General features: G+C 70.5%; 15 protein-coding genes and 4 tRNA genes. 9 read left to right on the top strand and 10 right to left on the bottom strand.

Annotated elements, in window-relative coordinates; genetic code table 11:
• Nucleotides 1–9: 9 nt before the first annotated feature.
• On the bottom strand, nucleotides 10–360 hold the full coding sequence (locus AC6I72_RS16700; protein ID WP_037862781.1) for a metallopeptidase family protein: 351 nt from the start codon (nucleotides 358–360) through the stop codon (nucleotides 10–12).
• Between the two features lie 138 nt (nucleotides 361–498).
• Between AC6I72_RS16700 and AC6I72_RS16695 the strand changes: the two genes are divergently transcribed.
• The 4 genes from AC6I72_RS16695 (at nucleotide 499) to AC6I72_RS16680 (ending at nucleotide 2569) form a co-directional block, all read left to right on the top strand.
• Nucleotides 499–2193 carry a metallophosphoesterase family protein gene (locus AC6I72_RS16695; protein ID WP_498001633.1) on the top strand — a complete coding sequence of 565 codons (1695 nt, stop codon included), beginning with the start codon at nucleotides 499–501 and terminating at the stop codon, nucleotides 2191–2193.
• An 80-nt stretch (nucleotides 2194–2273) separates the two neighbouring features.
• Nucleotides 2274–2346, top strand: a tRNA-Glu gene (locus AC6I72_RS16690).
• Between the two features lie 50 nt (nucleotides 2347–2396).
• Nucleotides 2397–2471 (top strand) — tRNA-Asp (locus tag AC6I72_RS16685).
• A 24-nt stretch (nucleotides 2472–2495) separates the two neighbouring features.
• A tRNA-Phe gene (locus AC6I72_RS16680) sits at nucleotides 2496–2569 on the top strand.
• 146 nt (nucleotides 2570–2715) lie between these two features.
• Here AC6I72_RS16680 and AC6I72_RS16675 read toward each other — a convergent pair.
• The gene (locus tag AC6I72_RS16675; protein WP_498001632.1) at nucleotides 2716–3888 is read right to left on the bottom strand and encodes an RNA-guided endonuclease InsQ/TnpB family protein; all 1173 of its coding nucleotides are present in this window, start codon (nucleotides 3886–3888) and stop codon (nucleotides 2716–2718) included.
• 168 nt (nucleotides 3889–4056) lie between these two features.
• Here AC6I72_RS16675 and hrpA point away from each other — a divergent pair, with 168 nt between their 5' ends.
• The 3 genes from hrpA to AC6I72_RS16660 all read left to right on the top strand — a co-directional run bounded on the left by hrpA (nucleotide 4057) and on the right by AC6I72_RS16660 (nucleotide 9049).
• Entirely contained in the window at nucleotides 4057–8010 is a 3954-nt protein-coding gene (hrpA, locus tag AC6I72_RS16670) for an ATP-dependent RNA helicase HrpA (RefSeq protein WP_498001631.1), read from the top strand.
• Between the two features lie 102 nt (nucleotides 8011–8112).
• A tRNA-Asp gene (locus tag AC6I72_RS16665) sits at nucleotides 8113–8187 on the top strand.
• Between the two features lie 586 nt (nucleotides 8188–8773).
• The gene (locus AC6I72_RS16660; protein ID WP_498001630.1) at nucleotides 8774–9049 is read left to right on the top strand and encodes a DUF6274 family protein; all 276 of its coding nucleotides are present in this window, start codon (nucleotides 8774–8776) and stop codon (nucleotides 9047–9049) included.
• A gap of 465 nt (nucleotides 9050–9514) precedes the next feature.
• On the opposite strand, the gene bldC is transcribed toward AC6I72_RS16660, so the two are convergent.
• Nucleotides 9515–9721, bottom strand: coding sequence for a developmental transcriptional regulator BldC (gene bldC, locus AC6I72_RS16655; protein WP_003949541.1), 207 nt, complete (start codon nucleotides 9719–9721; stop codon nucleotides 9515–9517).
• A gap of 546 nt (nucleotides 9722–10267) precedes the next feature.
• Nucleotides 10268–11191 carry a DUF8083 family protein gene (locus AC6I72_RS16650; protein WP_498001628.1) on the bottom strand — a complete coding sequence of 308 codons (924 nt, stop codon included), beginning with the start codon at nucleotides 11189–11191 and terminating at the stop codon, nucleotides 10268–10270.
• Between the two features lie 231 nt (nucleotides 11192–11422).
• Here AC6I72_RS16650 and AC6I72_RS16645 point away from each other — a divergent pair, with 231 nt between their 5' ends.
• Together AC6I72_RS16645 and AC6I72_RS16640 are read left to right on the top strand one after the other, a co-directional pair.
• Entirely contained in the window at nucleotides 11423–12523 is a 1101-nt protein-coding gene (locus tag AC6I72_RS16645) for a Leu/Phe/Val dehydrogenase (RefSeq protein ID WP_498001626.1), read from the top strand.
• 330 nt (nucleotides 12524–12853) lie between these two features.
• On the top strand, nucleotides 12854–13108 hold the full coding sequence (locus AC6I72_RS16640; protein WP_498001625.1) for a DUF3073 domain-containing protein: 255 nt from the start codon (nucleotides 12854–12856) through the stop codon (nucleotides 13106–13108).
• A gap of 107 nt (nucleotides 13109–13215) precedes the next feature.
• Here AC6I72_RS16640 and purM read toward each other — a convergent pair whose 3' ends face one another.
• The 6 genes from purM to purS form a co-directional block, all read right to left on the bottom strand.
• A complete protein-coding gene (gene purM / locus AC6I72_RS16635; RefSeq protein ID WP_498001624.1) occupies nucleotides 13216–14280 on the bottom strand; it encodes a phosphoribosylformylglycinamidine cyclo-ligase in 1065 nt (354 codons plus the stop codon).
• Between the two features lie 44 nt (nucleotides 14281–14324).
• A complete protein-coding gene (purF, locus tag AC6I72_RS16630; RefSeq protein WP_037862764.1) occupies nucleotides 14325–15854 on the bottom strand; it encodes an amidophosphoribosyltransferase in 1530 nt (509 codons plus the stop codon).
• Between the two features lie 254 nt (nucleotides 15855–16108).
• Nucleotides 16109–16906, bottom strand: a complete 798-nt coding sequence (locus tag AC6I72_RS16625; protein ID WP_498001623.1) for a maleylpyruvate isomerase family mycothiol-dependent enzyme — start codon at nucleotides 16904–16906, stop codon at nucleotides 16109–16111.
• A 133-nt stretch (nucleotides 16907–17039) separates the two neighbouring features.
• Nucleotides 17040–19298, bottom strand: coding sequence for a phosphoribosylformylglycinamidine synthase subunit PurL (purL, locus tag AC6I72_RS16620; RefSeq protein ID WP_498001621.1), 2259 nt, complete (start codon nucleotides 19296–19298; stop codon nucleotides 17040–17042).
• Nucleotides 19295–19999: a phosphoribosylformylglycinamidine synthase subunit PurQ gene (purQ, locus tag AC6I72_RS16615; RefSeq protein ID WP_498001619.1), complete on the bottom strand. Its 705-nt coding sequence runs from the start codon at nucleotides 19997–19999 to the stop codon at nucleotides 19295–19297. The genes purL and purQ overlap by 4 nt, the downstream gene beginning before the upstream one ends.
• Entirely contained in the window at nucleotides 19996–20268 is a 273-nt protein-coding gene (gene purS, locus AC6I72_RS16610) for a phosphoribosylformylglycinamidine synthase subunit PurS (RefSeq protein WP_498001618.1), read from the bottom strand. The genes purQ and purS overlap by 4 nt, the downstream gene beginning before the upstream one ends.
• Nucleotides 20269–20323 lie beyond the last annotated feature (55 nt).

Genomic DNA, 20323 nt, shown 5'->3' with positions numbered 1-20323 from the left:
GTCCGTCCCTCAGCCGTAGCCCAGGGCGTGCAGCCGGGCGTCGCCGATCCCGAAGTGGTGGGCGATCTCGTGCACCACCGTCACCTCGGTCTCCGCGACCACGTCCTCCCGGCTCTCGCACATCCGCAGCGTCGGCCCCCGGTAGACCGTGATCCGGTCGGGCAGCACACCCGCGTACCACTCCCCGCGCTCGGTCAGCGGCGTGCCCTCGTACAGCCCGAGCAGCTCAGGATCGTCGGCGGGCGGTTCGTCCTCGACGAACACCGCCACGTTGTCCATCAGCCGCGTCAGCTCCGGCGGGATCCGGTCGAGGGCCTCGGCGACCAGTTCCTCGAACTCCTCGCGCGTCATCTCCAGCACAGCCCCATTGTCCGGCACCCGGGCCGCCCGGCACCCCGTCCGCCCGGCTGTCCCGCACCCCGGCCCCACCCCCGGGAGACCGCCCGGTCCCCCGGCGGAACACGCATGTCCGGCGGCCCGGGCGGGCATACGCGCCCAATGGCTCGCGTCCGCCTCGCCGACCTGAACCTCCTGAAACGCCCGCGCCGGGACCGGCCCCGCCCCGGCGACACCCCGCGCGGCACCACCCGCGCCCGGGACACCGGCCGCAGGCCCGTGCGCTCCCGCAGCGCGCTGTCCTTGCGCGGGACCCTGCGCACCCGCCGGACGGCGCCCTCCCGCGAGAACCCGCGCCCCCTCGCCCTCACCCCCGAACCGCACCCCTGGGTCCGCGCCCTGGGCCTGGTGGCCGTCGTGATCGCCGGCGCCTGGCTCGGCCTGCTGATCGTCGGCAACGTACGGGCCCCCGTCGGCCCCGTGAACACGACGATGGCCCTGCGCCCCTCCCTGAGCGGCGGCACCAAGATCGACATCGCGCCGCTGGGCGCCCTCGGCCTCGACAGCCACACCGCCCCCGTACGCCTCGACGTGAACGTCGACCGGCTCGACCCGGAACGCGCCCAGGCCCTCGTCGACCACCCCGAACGGCTCTCCGGCCTCCAGGACGAGGTGGTGCACGACGTCGAACACGGCACCCTCGACCTGGCCGCACGGTCCTGCATCGCGGTGGTCTTCGGCGCCACCGCCCTCGGCCTGGCCGTCTACCGCCGCCCGCGCCGCGCCCTGGCGGCCGGCGGGCTGGCCCTGACCCTGCTCGCCGCCTCCGGGGCCACCGCCTACGCCACCTGGAACCCGAAGTCGGTGCTGGAACCCCGGTTCTCCGGACTGCTCGCCTCGGCGCCCTCACTGGTGGGCAACGCGCGCAGCATCGTCACCGAGTTCGACGTCTACCAGAAGGAACTGGCCCGCCTGGTGACGAACGTGACCAAGCTCTACGACGTCACCTCCACGCTCCCCGCCTACCAGCCGGACCCGACGACCCTGCGCGTCCTGCACGTCTCCGACATCCACCTCAACCCGGCGAGCTGGAAGATCATCGCCTCGCTCGTGCGGGAGTACAAGGTGGACGTGATCGTCGACTCCGGCGACACGATGGACCACGGCACGGCGGCGGAGAACGGCTTCCTGGACCCGGTGGGCGATCTGGGCGTGCCCTACGTCTGGGTGCGCGGCAACCACGACTCGCCGGCCACCCAGCACCACCTGGAGCACATGAAGAACGTGCACGTGCTGGACGACGGCCGGGCCGAGACGGTGGCGGGCCTGCGCTTCGCGGGCATCGGCGACCCGCAGTTCACGCCCGACCGCTCCGCCGCGCCCGGCGGCGACGCGGCCGAACGGCTGGCGGGCGCCCGCCTCGCCTCCTCCCTGCGCGACCAGCAGTCCAGGGGCACACCCGTCGACATCGCCGTCGCCCACGAACCGGTGGCGGCCCGCGAGACCGACGGCGCGGTGCCGCTGGTCCTGTGCGGCCACCTGCACCACGAGGGCACGGAGATCCTCAAGTACGGCACCCGGCTGCACATGGAGGGCTCGACCGGCGGCAGCGGGCTGCGCGCGGTCGAGCACGAGCACCCCGCCCCGGTCGAGGCGTCGGTCCTCTACTTCGACCGGGACAGCCGCCGCCTGCAGGCCTGGGACGCGATCAAGCTGGGCGGCCTGGGCCAGACGACGGCGGAGGTCAGCCGCCACCTGGCCGAGGACAACCGCCCGGGCGCCTCTCCCACCCCGTCGGCACCGCCTTCCCCCGCCTCGTCGGCGCCGCACCCGGCCCCCTCCCCCTCGGGCTCGTAAACGGTTTTGGCGATACCCCCCGCCATCCCATATGCTTCTCACGTCCCCGACGCGCTGAGAAGCGCCCAGGCGGGCCGATAGCCCTCATCGTCTAGCGGCCTAGGACGCCGCCCTTTCAAGGCGGTAGCACGGGTTCGAATCCCGTTGGGGGCACGCAGTACGGTGTGTAAGACTGACTCTCGTCGGTACACACACTGCCACATGGTCCTGTGGAGCAGTTTGGAGTGCTCGCCACCCTGTCAAGGTGGAGGCCGCGGGTTCAAATCCCGTCAGGACCGCTGAGGTTTCACGTGAAACCTCGTGGCTGGGTAGCTCAGTTGGTACGAGCGTCCGCCTGAAAAGCGGAAGGTCGCCGGTTCGACCCCGGCCCCAGCCACAGCCAAGGCCCCGATCTTCGGATCGGGGCCTTCTTGTGTGTACGTCGTGGGTTGGTACGAGCGATCGCGTCCGCTACCCAGGAGGGTCTCCCGAGCTCGCAGCTCACCCCCACCGATGGCTTCGGCAGTGGCGGCGCATCCAGCCCTACGCGAGCAGCGTGAGGGCAGGGACCTGTGACTCGGCCCCGCAGACCCACTTCTGCCAGCCGCGATCGGCGACGACGTGGGACGCATTCAGGTCTGCGTGTTCAACGAAACCGCAGTTCCTGCAGACGAACTCGGCCTGGTTCGGCCGGTTGCGCTGGTCGGTGTGGTGGCACTGAGAGCACTCCTGGCTGGTGTACGCGGGGTCGACGTGGACCACCGGCACTCCGGCTCTGCGCGCTTTGTATCCGACGTAGGCGCCGAGCTGGGCGAAAGCCCAGGAGTTGATCGTGACGCGTTGGGGCTTTCTCAGCCGTGCCCGTTCGCGGATGCCACCCAGATCTTCGAGGGCAATTCCGCAGCCGGTGCGTTGAGCCTCCGCCACGATGTGCTTGCTGATCTTGTGGTTGACGTCACGAGCCCGCCGAGCTTCTTTGCCGGCACGGCGCTTGGCCCGTCGCTTCGCAGAGCGGGTCTGCCTTCTGGCAAGCCGAGCACGATTACGTCGGTCGTTCTGCCTGCTGCGGTTGAGGCGTCGGCCACTGTGACGATGGCCGGTCGAGGTGGTGGCGATGTTCACGATGCCGAGGTCCACACCGATGAATCCGCGTGGGGCAGCGTTGCAGGGGCTTTCCGGGACATCCACCGTGGCGAGCAGGTACCACTGTCCGTTCTGGCACAGGAGGTCGGATTCCCCTTGCCTGTGTCGTGCGAGCAGCAGGAGTTGTTGCGCTTCACCGGTGAAGGACAGGTGCTTCATCCGGCCGGCTACCGTCCAGATGGAAACGGTGCGCCGTTCCATCTGCCACGACAACATGCGGTCGTCGTACGGCTGGGCGGCGTCGGCGCGGAAGGCGATGGGTTTCTCGGTCGCACGGCGATGACGCACTGAACCGGGCCTGCCGAGATTTCCGGCTCTGATGTTGCCGACGAGTGAGGCATATGCGTCACTGGCCTTCTTGATCGCATGCTGGGCGGCCTGTGCGCCGAGGGCCCACCGGGCCTTGACAGTGGTGTAGACCAGGGCTCGTAGTGTCCGTGTGTCCTTGACGCCAGTGGCGAAAGCGATGCGCGAAACATGAGTGGCTGCCGCGTTGCAGGCGCGGAGGGTCGCCTGAAGAGCCGACGCCTGTTCGGCGGTCGGCTGGAGCTTCACACGGATCACGAGCTTCACGATCAGCAAATCTAGGGGCTGGCGAAGGTGCAGTTCAGGCGATCGATGCCTGATCACCTGAACGAGTGACCGCTGGGGCAGATGAGGTCGGGGGGGCTGTGGAGCCGATCCCGTCTGCTCCAAAAGCATTCGCCACAGATTTCCCCGAGGTGAGATCCTGGGACGCGTATGTCTACGCATCCCGCCCCCGCCCTGGGCTCTCTCGCCGCCCGTCTGACCGAGCTGTCGCTGCGTGACGCGCACCGGCTCGGGCGCAGGCTCGAAGGCGCGCGCAAGATCCGCAAGCCCGAGGCGCGCGCCGCCGTCCTCTCCGAGATCGAGGCCGAGGCCGACAAGGCCGCGCACCGCATGGCCGACCGGCGCGCCCGTGTGCCCGCGGTCACCTACCCCGAGCAACTGCCGGTCAGCCAGAAGAAGGACGAGATCGCGGCGGCGATCCGCGACCACCAGGTCGTCATCGTCGCCGGTGAGACCGGGTCCGGTAAGACCACGCAGATCCCGAAGATCTGCATGGAGCTGGGCCGGGGCGTGCGCGGCATGATCGGGCACACCCAGCCGCGCCGGATCGCGGCCCGCACCGTGGCCGAGCGCGTCGCCGACGAGCTGCGCACTCCGCTCGGTGAGGCCGTCGGCTGGAAGGTCCGCTTCACCGACCAGGTGGACCCGGACGCGACCTTCGTGAAGCTGATGACGGACGGCATCCTGCTCGCCGAGATCCAGACCGACCGCGAGCTGCGCGCCTACGACACGATCATCATCGACGAAGCGCACGAGCGGTCCCTGAACATCGACTTCCTGCTCGGCTACCTGGCCCAGCTGCTGCCGAAGCGCCCCGACCTGAAGGTCGTCATCACCTCGGCGACCATCGACCCCGAGCGTTTCTCGCGCCACTTCGGTGACGCGCCGATCGTCGAGGTCAGCGGCCGGACGTACCCCGTGGAGGTGCGGTACCGGCCGCTCCTCGAAGAGGACTCCGAGGACGCCGACCGGGACCAGATCACCGCGATCACCGACGCCGTCGAGGAGCTGATGGCCGAGGGGCCGGGGGACATCCTCGTGTTCCTCTCGGGTGAGCGGGAGATCCGGGACACCGCCGACGCCCTCACCAAGAAGCAGTACAGGTCCACGGAGGTGCTGCCGCTGTACGCGCGGCTCTCGCACGCCGAGCAGCACCGCGTCTTCCAGCCGCACACCGGCCGCCGGATCGTGCTGGCCACCAACGTCGCGGAGACGTCGCTGACGGTCCCCGGCATCAAGTACGTCATCGACCCCGGCTTCGCCCGGATCTCCCGCTACAGCCACCGCACCAAGGTGCAGCGGCTGCCCATCGAGCCGGTCTCGCAGGCCAGTGCCAACCAGCGCAAGGGCCGCTGCGGCCGTACGTCGGACGGTGTGTGCATCCGGCTCTACAGCGAGGACGACTTCCTGGCGCGGCCGGAGTTCACCGACGCGGAGATCCTGCGCACCAACCTCGCCTCGGTGATCCTGCAGATGACCGCGGCCGGCCTCGGGGACATCGAGAAGTTCCCGTTCATCGACCCGCCGGACCACCGCAACATCCGCGACGGCGTGCAGCTGCTCCAGGAGCTGGGGGCGCTCGACCCGGCGCAGAAGGATCCGCGCAAGCGGCTCACGCAGACCGGCCGCAAGCTGGCCCAGCTGCCCGTCGACCCCCGGCTGGCCCGCATGGTCCTGGAGGCCGACAAGAACGGCTGTGCGCGTGAGGTCATGGTGATCGCCGCCGCGCTGTCCATCCAGGACCCGCGCGAGCGCCCCGCCGACAAGCAGGCGCAGGCCGACCAGCAGCACGCCCGCTTCCGGGACGAGACCAGCGACTTCCTGGCCTTCCTCAACCTCTGGCGCTATCTGCGGGAGCAGCAGAAGGAGCGCGGCTCCTCGTCCTTCCGGCGCATGTGCAAGCAGGAGTACCTGAACTTCCTGCGCATCCGCGAATGGCAGGACATCTACTCCCAGCTGCGCACGGTGGCCAAGCAGATGGGCATCCACCTCAACGAGGAGGACGCTCCGGGCGACCGCGTCCATGTCTCCCTGCTGGCGGGTCTGCTCTCGCACATCGGCATGAAGGACGTGAAGGACGGCGCCAAGAACGAGTACCTGGGCGCCCGCAGCGCCAAGTTCGCGATCTTCCCGGGTTCGGCCCTCTTCAAGAAGACACCGCGTTTCGTGATGTCCGCCGAACTCGTCGAGACGTCGCGGCTGTGGGCGCGGGTCAACGCGAAGATCGAGCCCGAGTGGGTCGAGCCGCTCGCCGGGCACCTGCTGAAGCGGACGTACAGCGAACCGCACTGGGAGAAGGACCAGGCCGCGGTGGTGGCGTACGAGAAGGTGACGCTGTACGGCGTGCCGATCGTCGCCCAGCGGAAGGTCAACTACGGCCGGATCGACCCCGAGGCCAGCCGGGAGCTGTTCATCCGCAACGCGCTGGTCGAGGGCGACTGGCGCACGCACCACAAGTTCTTCGCCGACAACCGCAGGCTGCTGAGCGAGGTCGAGGAGCTGGAGCACCGGGCGCGGCGCCGGGACATCGTCGTCGACGACGAGACGCTGTTCGACTTCTACGACCAGCGGGTGCCCGAGCACGTGGTCTCCGGTGCCCACTTCGACTCCTGGTGGAAGCACAAGCGGCACGAGCAGCCGGACTTCCTGGACTTCGAGCGGGAGATGCTCGTCCGGGAGTCGGCCCAGGCGGTCACCAAGGCCGACTATCCCGACTCGTGGCGCCAGCGGAACCTGAAGTTCCGGGTGACGTACCAGTTCGAGCCGGGCGCGGACGCGGACGGTGTGACCGTCCACATCCCGCTCCAGGTGCTCAACCAGGTCACCGACGAGGGCTTCGACTGGCAGATCCCGGGCCTGCGCGAGGAGGTCGTGACCGAGCTGATCCGCTCGCTGCCCAAGCCGGTCCGCCGCCACTACGTGCCCGCGCCGAACTACGCGAAGGCGTTCCTGGAGCGGGCGGTGCCCCTCCAGGAGCCGCTGACGGTCACGATGGCGCGTGAGCTGAGGCGCATGGTCGGCGTGCCGTTCGAGGCCGAGGACTTCGACTGGGCCAAGGTCCCCGACCACCTGAAGATCACCTTCCGGATCGTCGACGAGCGGCGCCGCAAGCTGGCCGAGGACAAGGACCTGGAGGCGCTGAAGCTCAGCCTCAAGCCGAAGGCGCGCAAGGCCCTCTCGCAGGCCGCGGCGGCGACCGCCGAGCGCGCCGGCGGCGAGTCGCTGGAGCGCAGCGGGCTGACCGACTGGACGATCGGCTCGCTCACCCGGGTCTTCGAGACCCGCAGGGCCGGTCAGCCGGTGAAGGCGTACCCGGCGCTCGTGGACGACGGACCGGCGGCGGACACCGTCTCGGTACGGCTCTTCGACACCGAGGCCGAGCAGGCCGAGGCCATGTGGAAGGGCACGCGCCGGCTGATCCTGCGCAACATCCCGGTGAGCCCGGCGAAATACGCGAGCGACCACCTGACGAACCAGCAGAAGCTCGGTCTGTCGGCCAACCCGCACGGGTCGGTCCAGGCCCTGTTCGAGGACTGCGCGACGGCGGCGGCGGACCGGCTGATCGCGGACTTCGGCGGACCGGTCTGGGACGAGGAGTCGTACCGGAAGCTCTACGACAAGGTCCGGTCGGAGATCGTGGACCTGACGGTGCGGACCGTGGGCCAGGTCCAGCAGGTGCTGGCCGCCTGGCAGGCCTGTGAACGCCGTCTGAAGGCCGTGCGGAGCCCCGCGCTGCTGGCGAACCTGGCGGACGTGCGGCAGCAGTTGGACGCGCTGGTGAAGCCGGGCTTCGTCACGGAGGCGGGGATACGGCGGCTGCCCGACCTGATGCGCTATCTGGTCGCCGCGGACCGGCGGCTCCAGCAGATGCCGACCAACGTCCAGCGGGACACGACGCGCATGGAGAAGGTCCAGGAGATGCGCGACGAGTACGCGTGGCTGCTGGAGCAGATGCCGCAGGGCCGGCCGGTGCCGCAGCAGGTGCGGGACATCCGCTGGATGCTCGAGGAGCTGCGGGTCAGCTACTTCGCCCACGCGCTGGGTACGGCGTACCCCGTCTCGGACAAGCGGATCGTGAAGGCGATCGACGCGGCGGCCCCGTGACCGGCGTGACGGGACCGGCACCCTGAGTGAGTTCGACCAGGCGGCCCGCCTCCTGTAGAGTCTCTTCTCGCAGCGCAACGCGAGATCAGCGCCGCGAAACCTGGTCCTGTGGAGCAGTTTGGAGTGCTCGCCACCCTGTCAAGGTGGAGGCCGCGGGTTCAAATCCCGTCAGGACCGCAGTCGAAGGCCCGCATCCGGCAACGGAAGCGGGCCTTCTTCATGCCCACCCACCGAAACCGCCCACCGAAGCCGGCCAAGCCCCCGCCCGAGCACCCGCACACAGGCCGCGCCCGCGGCGGCAGCCGCCGTCGGACACAGCAAATCCCGTCAGGACCGCAGTCGAAGGCCCGCATCCGGCAACGGAAGCGGGCCTTCTTCATGCCCGCCCACCGAGACCGCCCGCCGAAGCCGGCCAGGCCCCCGCCCGAGCACCCGCACACGGGCCGCGCCCGCGGCGGCAGCCGCCGTCGGACACAGCAAATCCCGTCAGGACCGCAGCTGAAGGCCCGCATCCGGCAACGGAAGCGGGCCTTTCCCATCCCCGCCCCCGGCCGGAGCGCACGAACCCGCACCTCCCCGGGCCTCACCCCGGCCTCACCCACCGAGGCGGACCAGGCCCTCGCCCGAGCACGCGCACCCAGGCCGCGCCCGCGGCCTCTCGTGTGCCCGTCCCTCCGCCCGTTACCGGTCCCTTGACGGCGTCACATTCCCTCGGTACCCCAGAAGCAGGGTCCGTTCGGGCCCGGCCCGCTGGAGGTGGCGTATGGCGGCATCGGCCAGGCACGAGACGCAGGCGCTGCTCCGGGCGCACCTCGCGGCCGCCTCGTCGTACGGCCATCTCACGAGTCGGTGTCCCGCCTGCCACCGTCTGCTGCGGCTGGCGATGGAGGCCGCTCCCCGGCCCGTCCCGGCCGCGGACGCCCCCCAGGCGCCGTGCGCCGGACAGGAGGCCCTGAGCGGCGCCGTGGCGGCCCGGGAGCCGCACAAGGCCCTGGACGTGCTGGAGACCGTGGACGGGGAGCAGCCGCCGACCACGTGAGCGCGCCACCCGGATCCCGAACTCCCGTGTGTGCAGGGGCCGATGGAAGCGGAACCTCCTTTAGCGCACGCCGACGGCAGCCAACAAGCATCGCGCCATGTGACGGGTGTCACCGCACGAGTTTTTGAAAGCCCCCTCCTTACACCTCTCCTACACGCGGTCAATTTAATATGTGCAATTGCACTGGTCTTCACGGCTGTTCACAGAGGATCCGACACCCCTCCCCAGGCTCGGACAAGCCCGCTCACAGAGTCACCCGCCGGCCCCCGCCGAGCGCACAAAAAAGATCGCGCTGGACCCGGCGGAGTCCAGCGCGATCGACGACGCACCCTGTTCACTTGCCTGCGAAGCTCTGACGGCTTGGGCGTGGGGCCTGTTGGGGCAGGACCCGCGTCGCTTGGAGCTAGGGGTTCGGGCATCCTGGCCGGTTGGGGGACCAGCCGGTTTGCCCGGTTATGGAGTTGTTCAGGCCTCGCTGCGCTGCTGCGGGATGCCCGCGAGCAGAGCGCGGACCTCGGCCTCGCGGTAGCGGCGGTGCCCGCCGAGCGTGCGGATCGACGTGAGCTTGCCGGCCTTCGCCCAGCGCGTGACCGTCTTCGGGTCGACGCGGAACATGGTGGCGACCTCAGCCGGGGTCAGCAGCGGCTCGGCATCAGGGGTGCGAGCGGTCATGAGCGGCCTCCTCGGGAGAACCGAACCTTCTCGGTTCTTTCCTCTAAATTCTGCACCTTGACCCGCGTTGCCCGAAATGGCGGACGCGAGTCGAGTCGGTTATAGGACGAACGGCTTGTCCTCGGCACTACAACTACACCATCTGTCCAGCCGCGTCGGCCAAACCGATGGAATTGCCCTCCCAGGTGTTCATCAGCGACGGAAGCCGATGGACCATGCCATAGCGGACAGTCACACCACTGTGACGATCAGTCACAGGGCGATCAGGAAGTCACCAGACCCCCCAAAGCGTGCAATGCTGAGATTCCGCCCAACACGGAGCATAAGCGGGCGGAAGGAGCCCTCCCCGGACTCCTTGTCCTATTTTGGCATGAGGAGGGGCAAGCAAGGCAAGGGTCTGGTAAGTGCAGTCCATCACCCTTGACACAAACGCCCGGATCGGGTCCCTACGTCCCCTCAGCTCCGCAAAGGACGCTTGACCGTACGCTGTTCGATGCCGTTCGAGCCGTGACGTAGATCACTCCCTGACGAATCGTCACCACATCGTCAGTTGGCCGAGCGTCGCTCCCGCACCCCGCGCCAGCGCTCCACGAGCCGCCCGTAGGCCTCCGCCGCCGCCGTCCCGTCGCCCTGGCGCAGCGCCTCGATCCCCTCGGCGACGTCGGCCGCCGAATGGTCGCCCTCCAGCTCGCCGGCCGGCAGCACGTGCACCAGTCCGCCGTAGTCCAGTTCCACCAGGGAGCGCGGGTGGAACTCCTCCAGCCAGCGGCCGACGTCCACCAGGCCGTCGACCAGCGGGCCCTCGTCGACGGCGTCCCGCAGCGCGCGCAGGCCCCGCGCCACCCGCCGCCGGGCCTGCACCATCGGCGTCCGGTACCGCAGCGAGGGCAGCTCGTCCCCGAGGCCGCCGACGGCGCCGAACCCCTCCCCGGCGGCCGAGTCGCCGCCGCCCTTGCCCGCCGCACCGGCCGCGGCGGCCCCCACGCCCCGGACGTACTCCCGCTCCTCGTCGGAGACGAGCACGAACCAGTTCAGCGGCACCTGCCAGGTCGCCGTGCGGATCCAGGGGCGGGCGTCCGGGTTGCGGGCCAGCCAGCGCTCGTAGTCCTGGGCGGCCTGGCGCCGTACGACCGGGGGCAGCACCGCGTCCAGGACCACCGCCGGAAGCTCCTCGGCGAGATCGTCCAGCGCCTGCCAGCCGCGCAGCCGGGTGCGCCAGGGGCAGACGCAGACCACCCCGTCGACGTCGAGCACGAACGCGTCCCGGCTCTCGTGCACCGGGACGGCCACCGGCGGGGTGGGCAGCAGGTCGGCCAGCGAGCGGCGCAGTTCGTCCTGGTAGGAGGGGCGGCCGGGGCGGCGTGCGTAACGCGCCCAGTGGCTGCGCTCCGGCTCCGGGAAGGCGGCCAGCGGCTCGTAGACGCGCAGATAGGTCGCGTACGGGACGACCACGGAGGACACCTTGGGCACGCCTGCTCCCTCCCCACCGGACCGGGCCCGAAACCCGCCCGGCCCGCGCCCGGACGGACGGAAAACCACTGCAGATCGTCGCATGAGCGGGCAGGAAGGTACTCCTTGGGAGGGTGATCCGGACCACCGCACCCCGGGCGGACGGGGTCAGGGTCTAGTCTCCTGCCACGGCCCCGCCACCCGCACGGGGACGACACACCACCCGCCGCTACTTACCTGGGAGTCACCACCGTGACCGACGTAACCGGCGCGCACACTGACGTACTGCACACCCTGTTCCGCTCGGAGCAGGGCGGCCATGAACAGGTCGTGCTCTGTCAGGACCGCGCCAGCGGCCTCAAGGCCGTCATCGCCATCCACTCCACCGCCCTGGGGCCCGCCCTCGGCGGTACCCGCTTCTACCCGTACGCGAGCGAGCAGGAGGCCGTCGCCGACGCGCTGAACCTCGCCCGCGGGATGTCGTACAAGAACGCCATGGCCGGCCTGGACCACGGCGGCGGCAAGGCCGTGATCATCGGCGACCCGGAGCTGGTCAAGTCCGAGGAGCTGCTGCTCGCCTACGGGCGGTGCGTGGCCTCGCTCGGCGGGCGCTACGTCACCGCGTGCGACGTCGGCACGTACGTGGCCGACATGGACGTCGTGGCGCGCGAGTGCCGCTGGACCACCGGCCGCTCCCCCGAGAACGGCGGCGCGGGCGACTCCTCCGTGCTGACGGCCTTCGGTGTCTACCAGGGCATGCGGGCCTCGGCCCAGCACCTGTGGGGCGACCCGACGCTGCGCGGCCGCAGGGTGGGCGTCGCGGGTGTGGGCAAGGTCGGGCACCACCTCGTCGGGCACCTGCTGGACGAGGGCGCCGAGGTCGTGGTCACGGACGTGCGCGAGGAGGCCGTGGACCGCGTGGTCGCCGCGCACCCCGCGGTGCGCCGGGCCGCCGACACCGACGCCCTGATCCGCACCGAGGGGCTCGACATCTACGCCCCCTGCGCGCTCGGCGGCGCCCTGAACGACGACACGGTGCCGGTGCTGACCGCTGAGGTGGTGTGCGGGGCGGCCAACAACCAGCTCGCCCACCCGGGCGTCGAGAAGGACCTCGCCGACCGCGGGATCCTCTACGCGCCGGACTACGTGGTGAACGCCGGCGGGGTCATCCAGGTCGCCGACGAGCTGCACGGCTTCGACTTCGACCGGTGCAAGGCGAAGGCCGCGAAGATCTTCGACACCACGCTGGGGATCTTCGCACGTGCGAAGGCGGACGGGATCCCGCCGGCCGCGGCGGCGGACCGGATCGCCGAGCAGCGGATGGCGGAGGCGCGCGCCGCGCGCACGCGGTGAAGCGCGCGGTGAGCCGCGTGCGCGCGGGGGCCGGCGCGCCCTCCGCGTGATGTTTGACCGGTACCTGCCGGTGGGCAGTTGGAGAGAACTCTCACTTCCACCGGCGGGTCGCTCGCCGATAAGTGGTTAAAATCGCCACTGACCAGCGAGGACAGGGCGCCTCGAAGGCACTGCGCACACGCGCGTCCTACGGGCGACGTACCGTATGGCCGCGGGCTCAGGTACCGTGGAAGCCCTACGGACCGGTCTCTCTGCGGAGAGCCCGTGCCGGATCATGAACGCGTGTCAGACTCTGGGGCCGTTGAGCCCCGTCGTTGAGGGGGTCGAGCCATGGGGCGCGGCCGGGCCAAGGCCAAGCAGACGAAGGTCGCCCGCCAGCTGAAGTACAACAGCGGTGGGACTGACCTCTCACGCCTGGCCGAGGAGCTGGGCGCATCGACGTCGAATCCGTCGCCGACCAACGGCGACCGTTTCGAGGACGATGAGCAAGACGACGACCTGTACGCACGGTACGCCGACCTCTATGAGGACGACGACGAGGACGAGCAGGACGGCTCCTCCTCACAACACCGTCGCGGCGCCTGACACCAGCGGTCGGCTCTGCCGTCCCGCGTCCGTCGCAAGGTCCTCCACTTCACCCGGTCCGGTGCTTCCAGCGCCGGACCGGGTTTCGTGCTGTTCTCACCCGTGGCTCACGCGTGGTCGCCCACCAGGGCCGCTCCCGTGCTGTGCTCGCCCCGCGCGGTGATCTCACCGGCGACCCAGGCGTCGACCCCGCGGTCGGCCAGGGTGGTGAGGGCCGCGTCCGCCGACTCCTGCGGCACGATCGCGATCATGCCGACGCCCATGTTGAGGGTCTTCTCCAGCTCCAGCCGCTCCACGTCACCCGTCCGGCCGACCAGGCCGAAGACCGGGGCCGGGGTCCAGGTGGCGCGGTCGACCACGGCATGCAGCGTGTCCGGGATCACACGGGCCAGGTTGGCGGCGAGTCCGCCGCCGGTGACGTGGCTGAAGGCGTGGACCTCGGTGGTGCGGGTCAGCGCCAGGCAGTCCAGCGAGTAGATCTTGGTCGGTTCCAGCAGCTCCTCGCCGAGGGTGCGGCCGAAGTCCTCGACGTGCGCGTCCAGGGACAGGCCCGCCCTCTCCAGCAGCACGTGCCGCACCAGCGAGTACCCGTTGGAGTGAAGACCGGAGGACGCCATGGCGATCACCGCGTCACCCTCGCGGATGCGGTCCGGGCCGAGCAGCCGGTCGGCCTCCACCACGCCCGTGCCGGCGCCGGCGACGTCGAAGTCGTCCTCGCCGAGCAGACCGGGGTGCTCGGCGGTCTCACCGCCCACCAGGGCGCAGCCGGCCAGGACACAGCCCTCCGCGATGCCCTTGACGATGGCGGCGACCCGCTCGGGGTGCACCTTGCCGACGCAGATGTAGTCGGTCATGAACAGCGGTTCGGCGCCGCAGACCACGATGTCGTCCATGACCATGGCGACCAGGTCGTGGCCGATGGTGTCGTACACGCCCAGCCGGCGGGCGAGGTCGACCTTGGTGCCGACGCCGTCGGTGGCGGAGGCGAGCAGGGGGCGCTCGTAGCGCTTGAGGGCGGAGGCGTCGAAGAGGCCGGCGAAGCCGCCGAGGCCACCGAGGACCTCGGGGCGCTGCGTCTTCTTCACCCACTCCTTCATCAGCTCGACGGCGCGGTCGCCCGCTTCGATGTCGACGCCCGCCGCTGCGTAGCTGGCACCGGTTGTCTCAGACATGACGATGAGAACTTTCGTGTCGTACTGCGGGTGTGGCGGGCTGACTACGGGCGACGGATGGCGTCGGCCGCGGCCGTGGCGGCGGGCCCTGCGGCCAGCTCGGTCTCCAGCAGCTGCTTGCCGAGCAGCTCCGGGTCCGGGAGTTCCATCGGGTACTCGCCGTCGAAGCACGCACGGCACAGGTTCGGCTTGGCGATGGTGGTCGCCTCGATCATGCCGTCGATGGAGATGTACGCCAGCGAGTCGGCGCCCAGCGAGGTGCCGATCTCGTCGATGCTCATGCCGTTGGCGATCAGCTCGGCGCGGGTGGCGAAGTCGATGCCGAAGAAGCACGGCCACTTCACGGGCGGCGAGGAGATCCGGATGTGGACCTCGGCGGCCCCGGCCTCGCGGAGCATGCGCACCAGGGCGCGCTGGGTGTTGCCGCGGACGATCGAGTCGTCGACGACGACCAGGCGCTTGCCCTTGATGACTTCCTTCAGCGGGTTCAGCTTCAGCCTGATCCCGAGCTGCCGGATGGTCTGCGAGGGCTGGATGAACGTACGTCCGACGTACGCGTTCTTGACCAGGCCGCTGCCGAAGGGGATGCCGGAGGCCTCCGCGTACCCGATCGCGGCGGGGGTGCCGGACTCCGGGGTCGCTATGACGAGGTCGGCCTCGACAGGGGCTTCCTTCGCCAGCTTGCGGCCCATCTCGACGCGGGAGAGGTAGACGTTGCGCCCGGCGATGTCGGTGTCGGGGCGGGCCAGGTAGACGTACTCGAAGACACAGCCCTTCGGCTTCGCCGGTGCGAATCGCGAAGTACGCAGGCCGTTCTCGTCGATGGCGACGAACTCGCCCGGCTCGATCTCGCGCACGAAGCTGGCACCGCAGATGTCGAGCGCGGCGGACTCGGAGGCGACCACCCAGCCGCGCTCCAGCCGGCCGAGGACCAGCGGGCGGATGCCCTGCGGGTCGCGGGCGGCGTACAGGGTGTGCTCGTCCATGAAGACGAGGCTGAAGGCGCCCTTGACCTGCGGGAGGACGGCGTGGGCCCCCTCCTCGATGGTCAGCGGCTTGCCGTCGGCGTCGACCTGGGCGGCCAGCAGGGCCGTCAGCAGGTCGGTGTCGTTGGTGGCCGCCACCCGGGTCGAGCGGCCGTTGGTGTCCTTGGGCAGTTCGGCGACCATCTCGGCGAGCTGCGCCGTGTTGACCAGGTTGCCGTTGTGGCCGAGCGCGATCGAGCCGTGCGCGGTGGCACGGAACGTCGGCTGGGCGTTCTCCCACACGGAGGCGCCGGTGGTCGAGTAGCGGGCGTGTCCGACCGCGATGTGACCCTGGAGCGAACCGAGCGAGGTCTCGTCGAAGACCTGGGACACGAGGCCCATGTCCTTGAAGACGAGGATCTGGGAGCCGTTGCTGACCGCGATACCCGCGGATTCCTGGCCCCGATGCTGGAGGGCGTAGAGCCCGAAGTACGTGAGCTTTGCGACCTCTTCGCCCGGAGCCCAGACACCGAAGACGCCGCACGCGTCCTGGGGGCCTTTCTCACCGGGGAGCAGATCGTGATTGAGTCGACCGTCACCACGTGGCACGCAATCGAGTGTAGGCGAGGTCGACCACTGGTCCGAATTGGGGAATGTCAAAAAAATCCCGAGCGGCCGTGTCACTCCTGCGCGACCATCCTCCGACGCTGCGTATTTCCGCAGGTCAGAGGGGCGGTGTCAAGGTGCAGGGCCGGTCCCGGCGCCCGCCGTGTCCCGCGCCGGGTCCCCGCGCACCGCAAGGACGAGTGAGTTGTCGCACACCGTGAGGCGGTCCGGGGCGGGGCGGCACGCCGGTGGGCGGGTCAGGACATCAGGGGCAGCAGGGCGCTGATGTCCGCCCGTTCCCCGCTCGCGCTGAGCCGGGCGGTCTCCAGGGCGTCGTGCCAGGAGAGGCGTCCGGTGGCCAGCCGGACCCAGGTCAGCGGGTCGGTCTCCACGACGTTGGGCGGCGTGCCCCGGGTGTGGCGGGGGCCCTCGACACACTGGACGACGGCGTACGGCGGCACGCGCACCTCGGTCGAACCGCCCGGCGCCCTGGCAGCGAGCGCGTCGGCGAGCAGGCGGGTGGCGGCGGCGAGCGCCTGCCGGTCCTGCGGGACCTCCAGGCCCGGCACGGCGGCGTTCAGGTCGTCGGTGTGGACGACGAGTTCGACGGTCCGGGTGACGAGGTAGTCGGCGAGCGGCAGCGCGCCCGCGTTGGTGGCCAGGAGCCGCGTGCCGGGGTGTTCGTCGAGCTGCCGCTCCAGGGTCCGGCCGATGTCCCCGAGGTAGGCGTCGAGGTCCGGGGTCCCGGCGGCGAGCCGGCGGGTGAACTCGTCGATGGCCGCGGCGTAGGGCGCGGCCGCCTGCGGCCAGTCGAGCAGGACGGCGTCCTGCCGTGCGGGCTCGGGCAGGTCGAGGGAGCGGCCGATGGCCGTGACGGCCATGCCGATGTGCGCGACCAGCTCCCGCACCGTCCAGTCCCCGAGCCGCGTGGGCAGCGCCAGTTGGGCGGGCGTCAGGGTGCGCACGGCCTCCCGTACGGCGCCGAGCTGGGCGAGGACCGCCGCGCGGGTCCTGGCCGGGTCGTAGGTCCTGGGTCGTTTCCTGGCCGGGGGCATGGGGTGAGCCTATGCCGTGGCGCGGGACGGGTGCCGGTGTTTTCCGGGCCCGGGGACCTTGAGGGGAAGGCGAGCGGCCCGGCCGTCTCCTCGGGCGGAGCGGCCGGGCTGCTCGTCCGGTCTGCGGCGGTAACTACGCCAGCAGCGCCGGGATGGTGCTCTCGTGGGCCTCGCGCAGCTCGGCCAGCGGCAGCGCGAACTCGCCCTGGACCTCCACCGCGTCGCCGTCGACGACACCGATGCGGGTGACGGGCAGGCCCCGCGCGCCGCACATGTCGTTGAAGCGGACCTCCTCGGAGCGCGGCACGGCGACGAGCGCGCGGCCGGCCGACTCCGACAGGAGGAAGGTGAACGCGTCCAGGCCGTCCGGGACGACCAGCCGCGCGCCCTTGCCGCCGAGCAGCGCCGACTCCACGACCGCCTGGATCAGGCCGCCGTCGGACAGGTCGTGCGCGGAGTCGATCATGCCGTCGCGGGAGGCGGAGATCAGGATCTCGGCCAGCAGCCGCTCACGCTCCAGGTCGACCTTCGGAGGCAGACCGCCGAGGTGGTCGTGGACCACCTGCGACCAGGCCGAACCGCCGAACTCCTCGCGGGTGTCGCCGAGGAGGTAGAGCAGCTGGCCCTCCTCCTGGAAGGCGACCGGGGTGCGGCGGGCCACGTCGTCGATCACGCCGAGGACGGCGACGACCGGCGTCGGGTGGATGGCGGCCTCGCCGGTCTGGTTGTAGAGCGAGACGTTGCCGCCGGTCACCGGGGTGCCGAGCTGGAGGCAGCCGTCCGCCAGACCGCGCACGGCCTCCGCGAACTGCCACATGACCGCCGGGTCCTCGGGCGAGCCGAAGTTCAGGCAGTCGGAGACGGCCAGCGGCTTCGCGCCGGTGGTGGCGACGTTGCGGTACGCCTCCGCCAGGGCGAGCTGGGCGCCGGTGTACGGGTCGAGCTTGGCGTAGCGGCCGTTGCCGTCCGTGGCGAGGGCGACGCCGAGGCCGCTCTCCTCGTCGATGCGGATCATGCCGGAGTCCTCGGGCATGGCCAGGACGGTGTTGCCCTGCACGAAGTGGTCGTACTGCTGGGTGATCCACTTCTTGGAGGCCTGGTTCGGGGAGGCGACCAGCTTCAGGACCTGCGCCCTCAGCTCCTCGGCCGTCCGCGGCCGGGGCAGCTTGTTCGCGTCGTCGGCCTGGAGCGCGTCCTGCCACTCGGGGCGGGCGTACGGGCGCTCGTAGACAGGGCCCTCGTGGGCGACCGTGCGCGGGTCGACGTCGACGATCTTGCCGCCGTGCCAGTAGATCTCCAGCCGGTCGCCGTCGGTCACCTCACCGATGACGGTGGCGATGACGTCCCACTTCTCGCAGATCTCCAGGAACCGGTCGACCTTCTCCGGCTCGACGACCGCGCACATGCGTTCCTGCGACTCGCTCATGAGGATCTCCTCGGGCGAGAGCGTGGAGTCGCGCAGCGGGACGTCGTCCAGGGTGACGCGCATGCCGCCGGAGCCGTTGGAGGCCAGCTCGGAGGTGGCACAGGACAGGCCAGCCGCGCCGAGGTCCTGGATGCCGACGACCAGCTTCTCGGCGAACGCCTCCAGGGTGCACTCGATGAGCAGCTTCTCCTGGAAGGGGTCGCCGACCTGGACGGCGGGGCGCTTGGACGGCTTCGCGTCGTCGAAGGTCTCGGAGGCGAGGATCGACGCGCCGCCGATGCCGTCGCCGCCGGTCCGGGCCCCGTACAGGATGACCTTGTTGCCCGCACCGGACGCCTTGGCGAGGTGGATGTCCTCGTGCCGCATCACGCCGATGGCACCGGCGTTGACCAGCGGGTTGCCCTGGTAGCAGGCGTCGAAGACGACCTCGCCGCCGATGTTGGGCAGGCCCAGGCAGTTGCCGTAGCCGCCGATGCCGGCGACCACGCCGGGCAGCACCCGCTTGGTGTCGGGGTGGTCGGCCGCGCCGAAGCGCAGCGGGTCGACGACGGCGACCGGGCGGGCGCCCATCGCGATGATGTCGCGCACGATGCCGCCCACGCCCGTGGCCGCGCCCTGGTAGGGCTCGACGTAGGACGGGTGGTTGTGCGACTCCACCTTGAAGGTGACGGCGTAGCCGTGGCCGACGTCGACGACACCGGCGTTCTCCCCGATGCCGACGAGCATGGCGTCGTTCTCGGGGGCCTTCTCGCCGAACTGGCGGAGGTGGACCTTGGAGGACTTGTACGAGCAGTGCTCGGACCACATCACGGAGTACATGGCCAGCTCGGCCCCGGTGGGGCGGCGGCCCAGGATCTCCACGACCCGCTCGTACTCGTCCTTCTTCAGGCCGAGTTCGGCCCAGGGCAGCTCGACGTCGGGGGTCGCGGCCGCGTGCTCGACCGTGTCCAGAGGCGTCCTGCTCATGCGGTGACCAGCTTCTTGAGGATCGAGGTGAAGAACGGGAGGCCGTCAGTGCGGCCGGTGCCGGTCAGCGGCTCGGTGGCGTGCTCGGGATGCGGCATGAGGCCCACCACGTTGCCGGCCTCGTTGGTGATGCCGGCGATGTCGCGCAGCGAGCCGTTGGGGTTTCCATATCCGTCGGCGGCTTCGCCGCCGACCAGGTAGCGGAAGGCGACGCGGCCCTCCGCCTCCAGCTTGTCGAGGGTGTACTCGTCGGCGACGTACCGGCCGTCCATGTTCTTCAGCGGGATGCTGATCTCCTGGCCGGCCGTGTAGTCGGCGGTCCAGGCGGTCTCCGCGTTCTCCACCCGCAGCTTCTGGTCGCGGCAGATGAAGTGGAGGTGGTCGTTGCCGAGCATCGCGCCGGGCAGCAGGTGGGCCTCGGTGAGGACCTGGAAGCCGTTGCAGATGCCGAGGACCGGCAGGCCGGCCTTCGCCTGCTCGATGACGGTGTCCATCACCGGCGAGAAGCGGGAGATGGCGCCGGCCCGCAGATAGTCGCCGTAGGAGAAGCCGCCGGGCAGGACGACCGCGTCGACCTGCTTGAGGTCCTTGTCCTTGTGCCACAGGGCGACGGGTTCGGCGCCCGCGAGGCGGATCGCGCGCTGGGTGTCCCGGTCGTCGAGGCTGCCCGGGAAAGTGACGACGCCGATACGAGCGGTCACTTCGCGGCCTCCGCGACCACGTCGCCGGACTCGACCTTCACGGTGAAGTCCTCGATCACGGTGTTGGCGAGGAAGGATTCGGCAAGATCGTGAATGCGGGCGAGGGCGGCCTCGTCGACGGGCCCGTCCACTTCCAGTTCGAATCGCTTTCCCTGACGGACGTCGGAGATGCCTTCGAAACCCAGCCGCGGCAGTGCGCGCTGCACCGCCTGGCCCTGGGGGTCGAGGATCTCCGGCTTGAGCATGACGTCGACTACGACGCGTGCCACTGGCACTCCCGGTGTGTGGTGCTGAGCAGGTTCCTTCAGACTACCCGCACAAAAT

It is taken from the genome of Streptomyces sp. Xyl84 (assembly GCF_059731885.1).
This window is presented reverse-complemented; position numbering and strand designations above follow the sequence as displayed.

Excerpts from the sequence above, each read along its gene's own strand:
- AC6I72_RS16695 (WP_498001633.1), top strand. The coding sequence starts at position 499 with ATGGCTCGCGTCCGCCTCGCCGACCTGAACCTCCTGAAACGCCCGCGC.
- hrpA (WP_498001631.1), top strand. The coding sequence starts at position 4,057 with ATGTCTACGCATCCCGCCCCCGCCCTGGGCTCTCTCGCCGCCCGTCTG.
- AC6I72_RS16660 (WP_498001630.1), top strand. The coding sequence starts at position 8,774 with ATGGCGGCATCGGCCAGGCACGAGACGCAGGCGCTGCTCCGGGCGCAC.
- bldC (WP_003949541.1), bottom strand. The coding sequence starts at position 9,721 with ATGACCGCTCGCACCCCTGATGCCGAGCCGCTGCTGACCCCGGCTGAG.
- AC6I72_RS16640 (WP_498001625.1), top strand. The coding sequence starts at position 12,854 with ATGGGGCGCGGCCGGGCCAAGGCCAAGCAGACGAAGGTCGCCCGCCAG.
- purM (WP_498001624.1), bottom strand. The coding sequence starts at position 14,280 with ATGTCTGAGACAACCGGTGCCAGCTACGCAGCGGCGGGCGTCGACATC.
- AC6I72_RS16625 (WP_498001623.1), bottom strand. The coding sequence starts at position 16,906 with ATGCCCCCGGCCAGGAAACGACCCAGGACCTACGACCCGGCCAGGACC.
- purL (WP_498001621.1), bottom strand. The coding sequence starts at position 19,298 with ATGAGCAGGACGCCTCTGGACACGGTCGAGCACGCGGCCGCGACCCCC.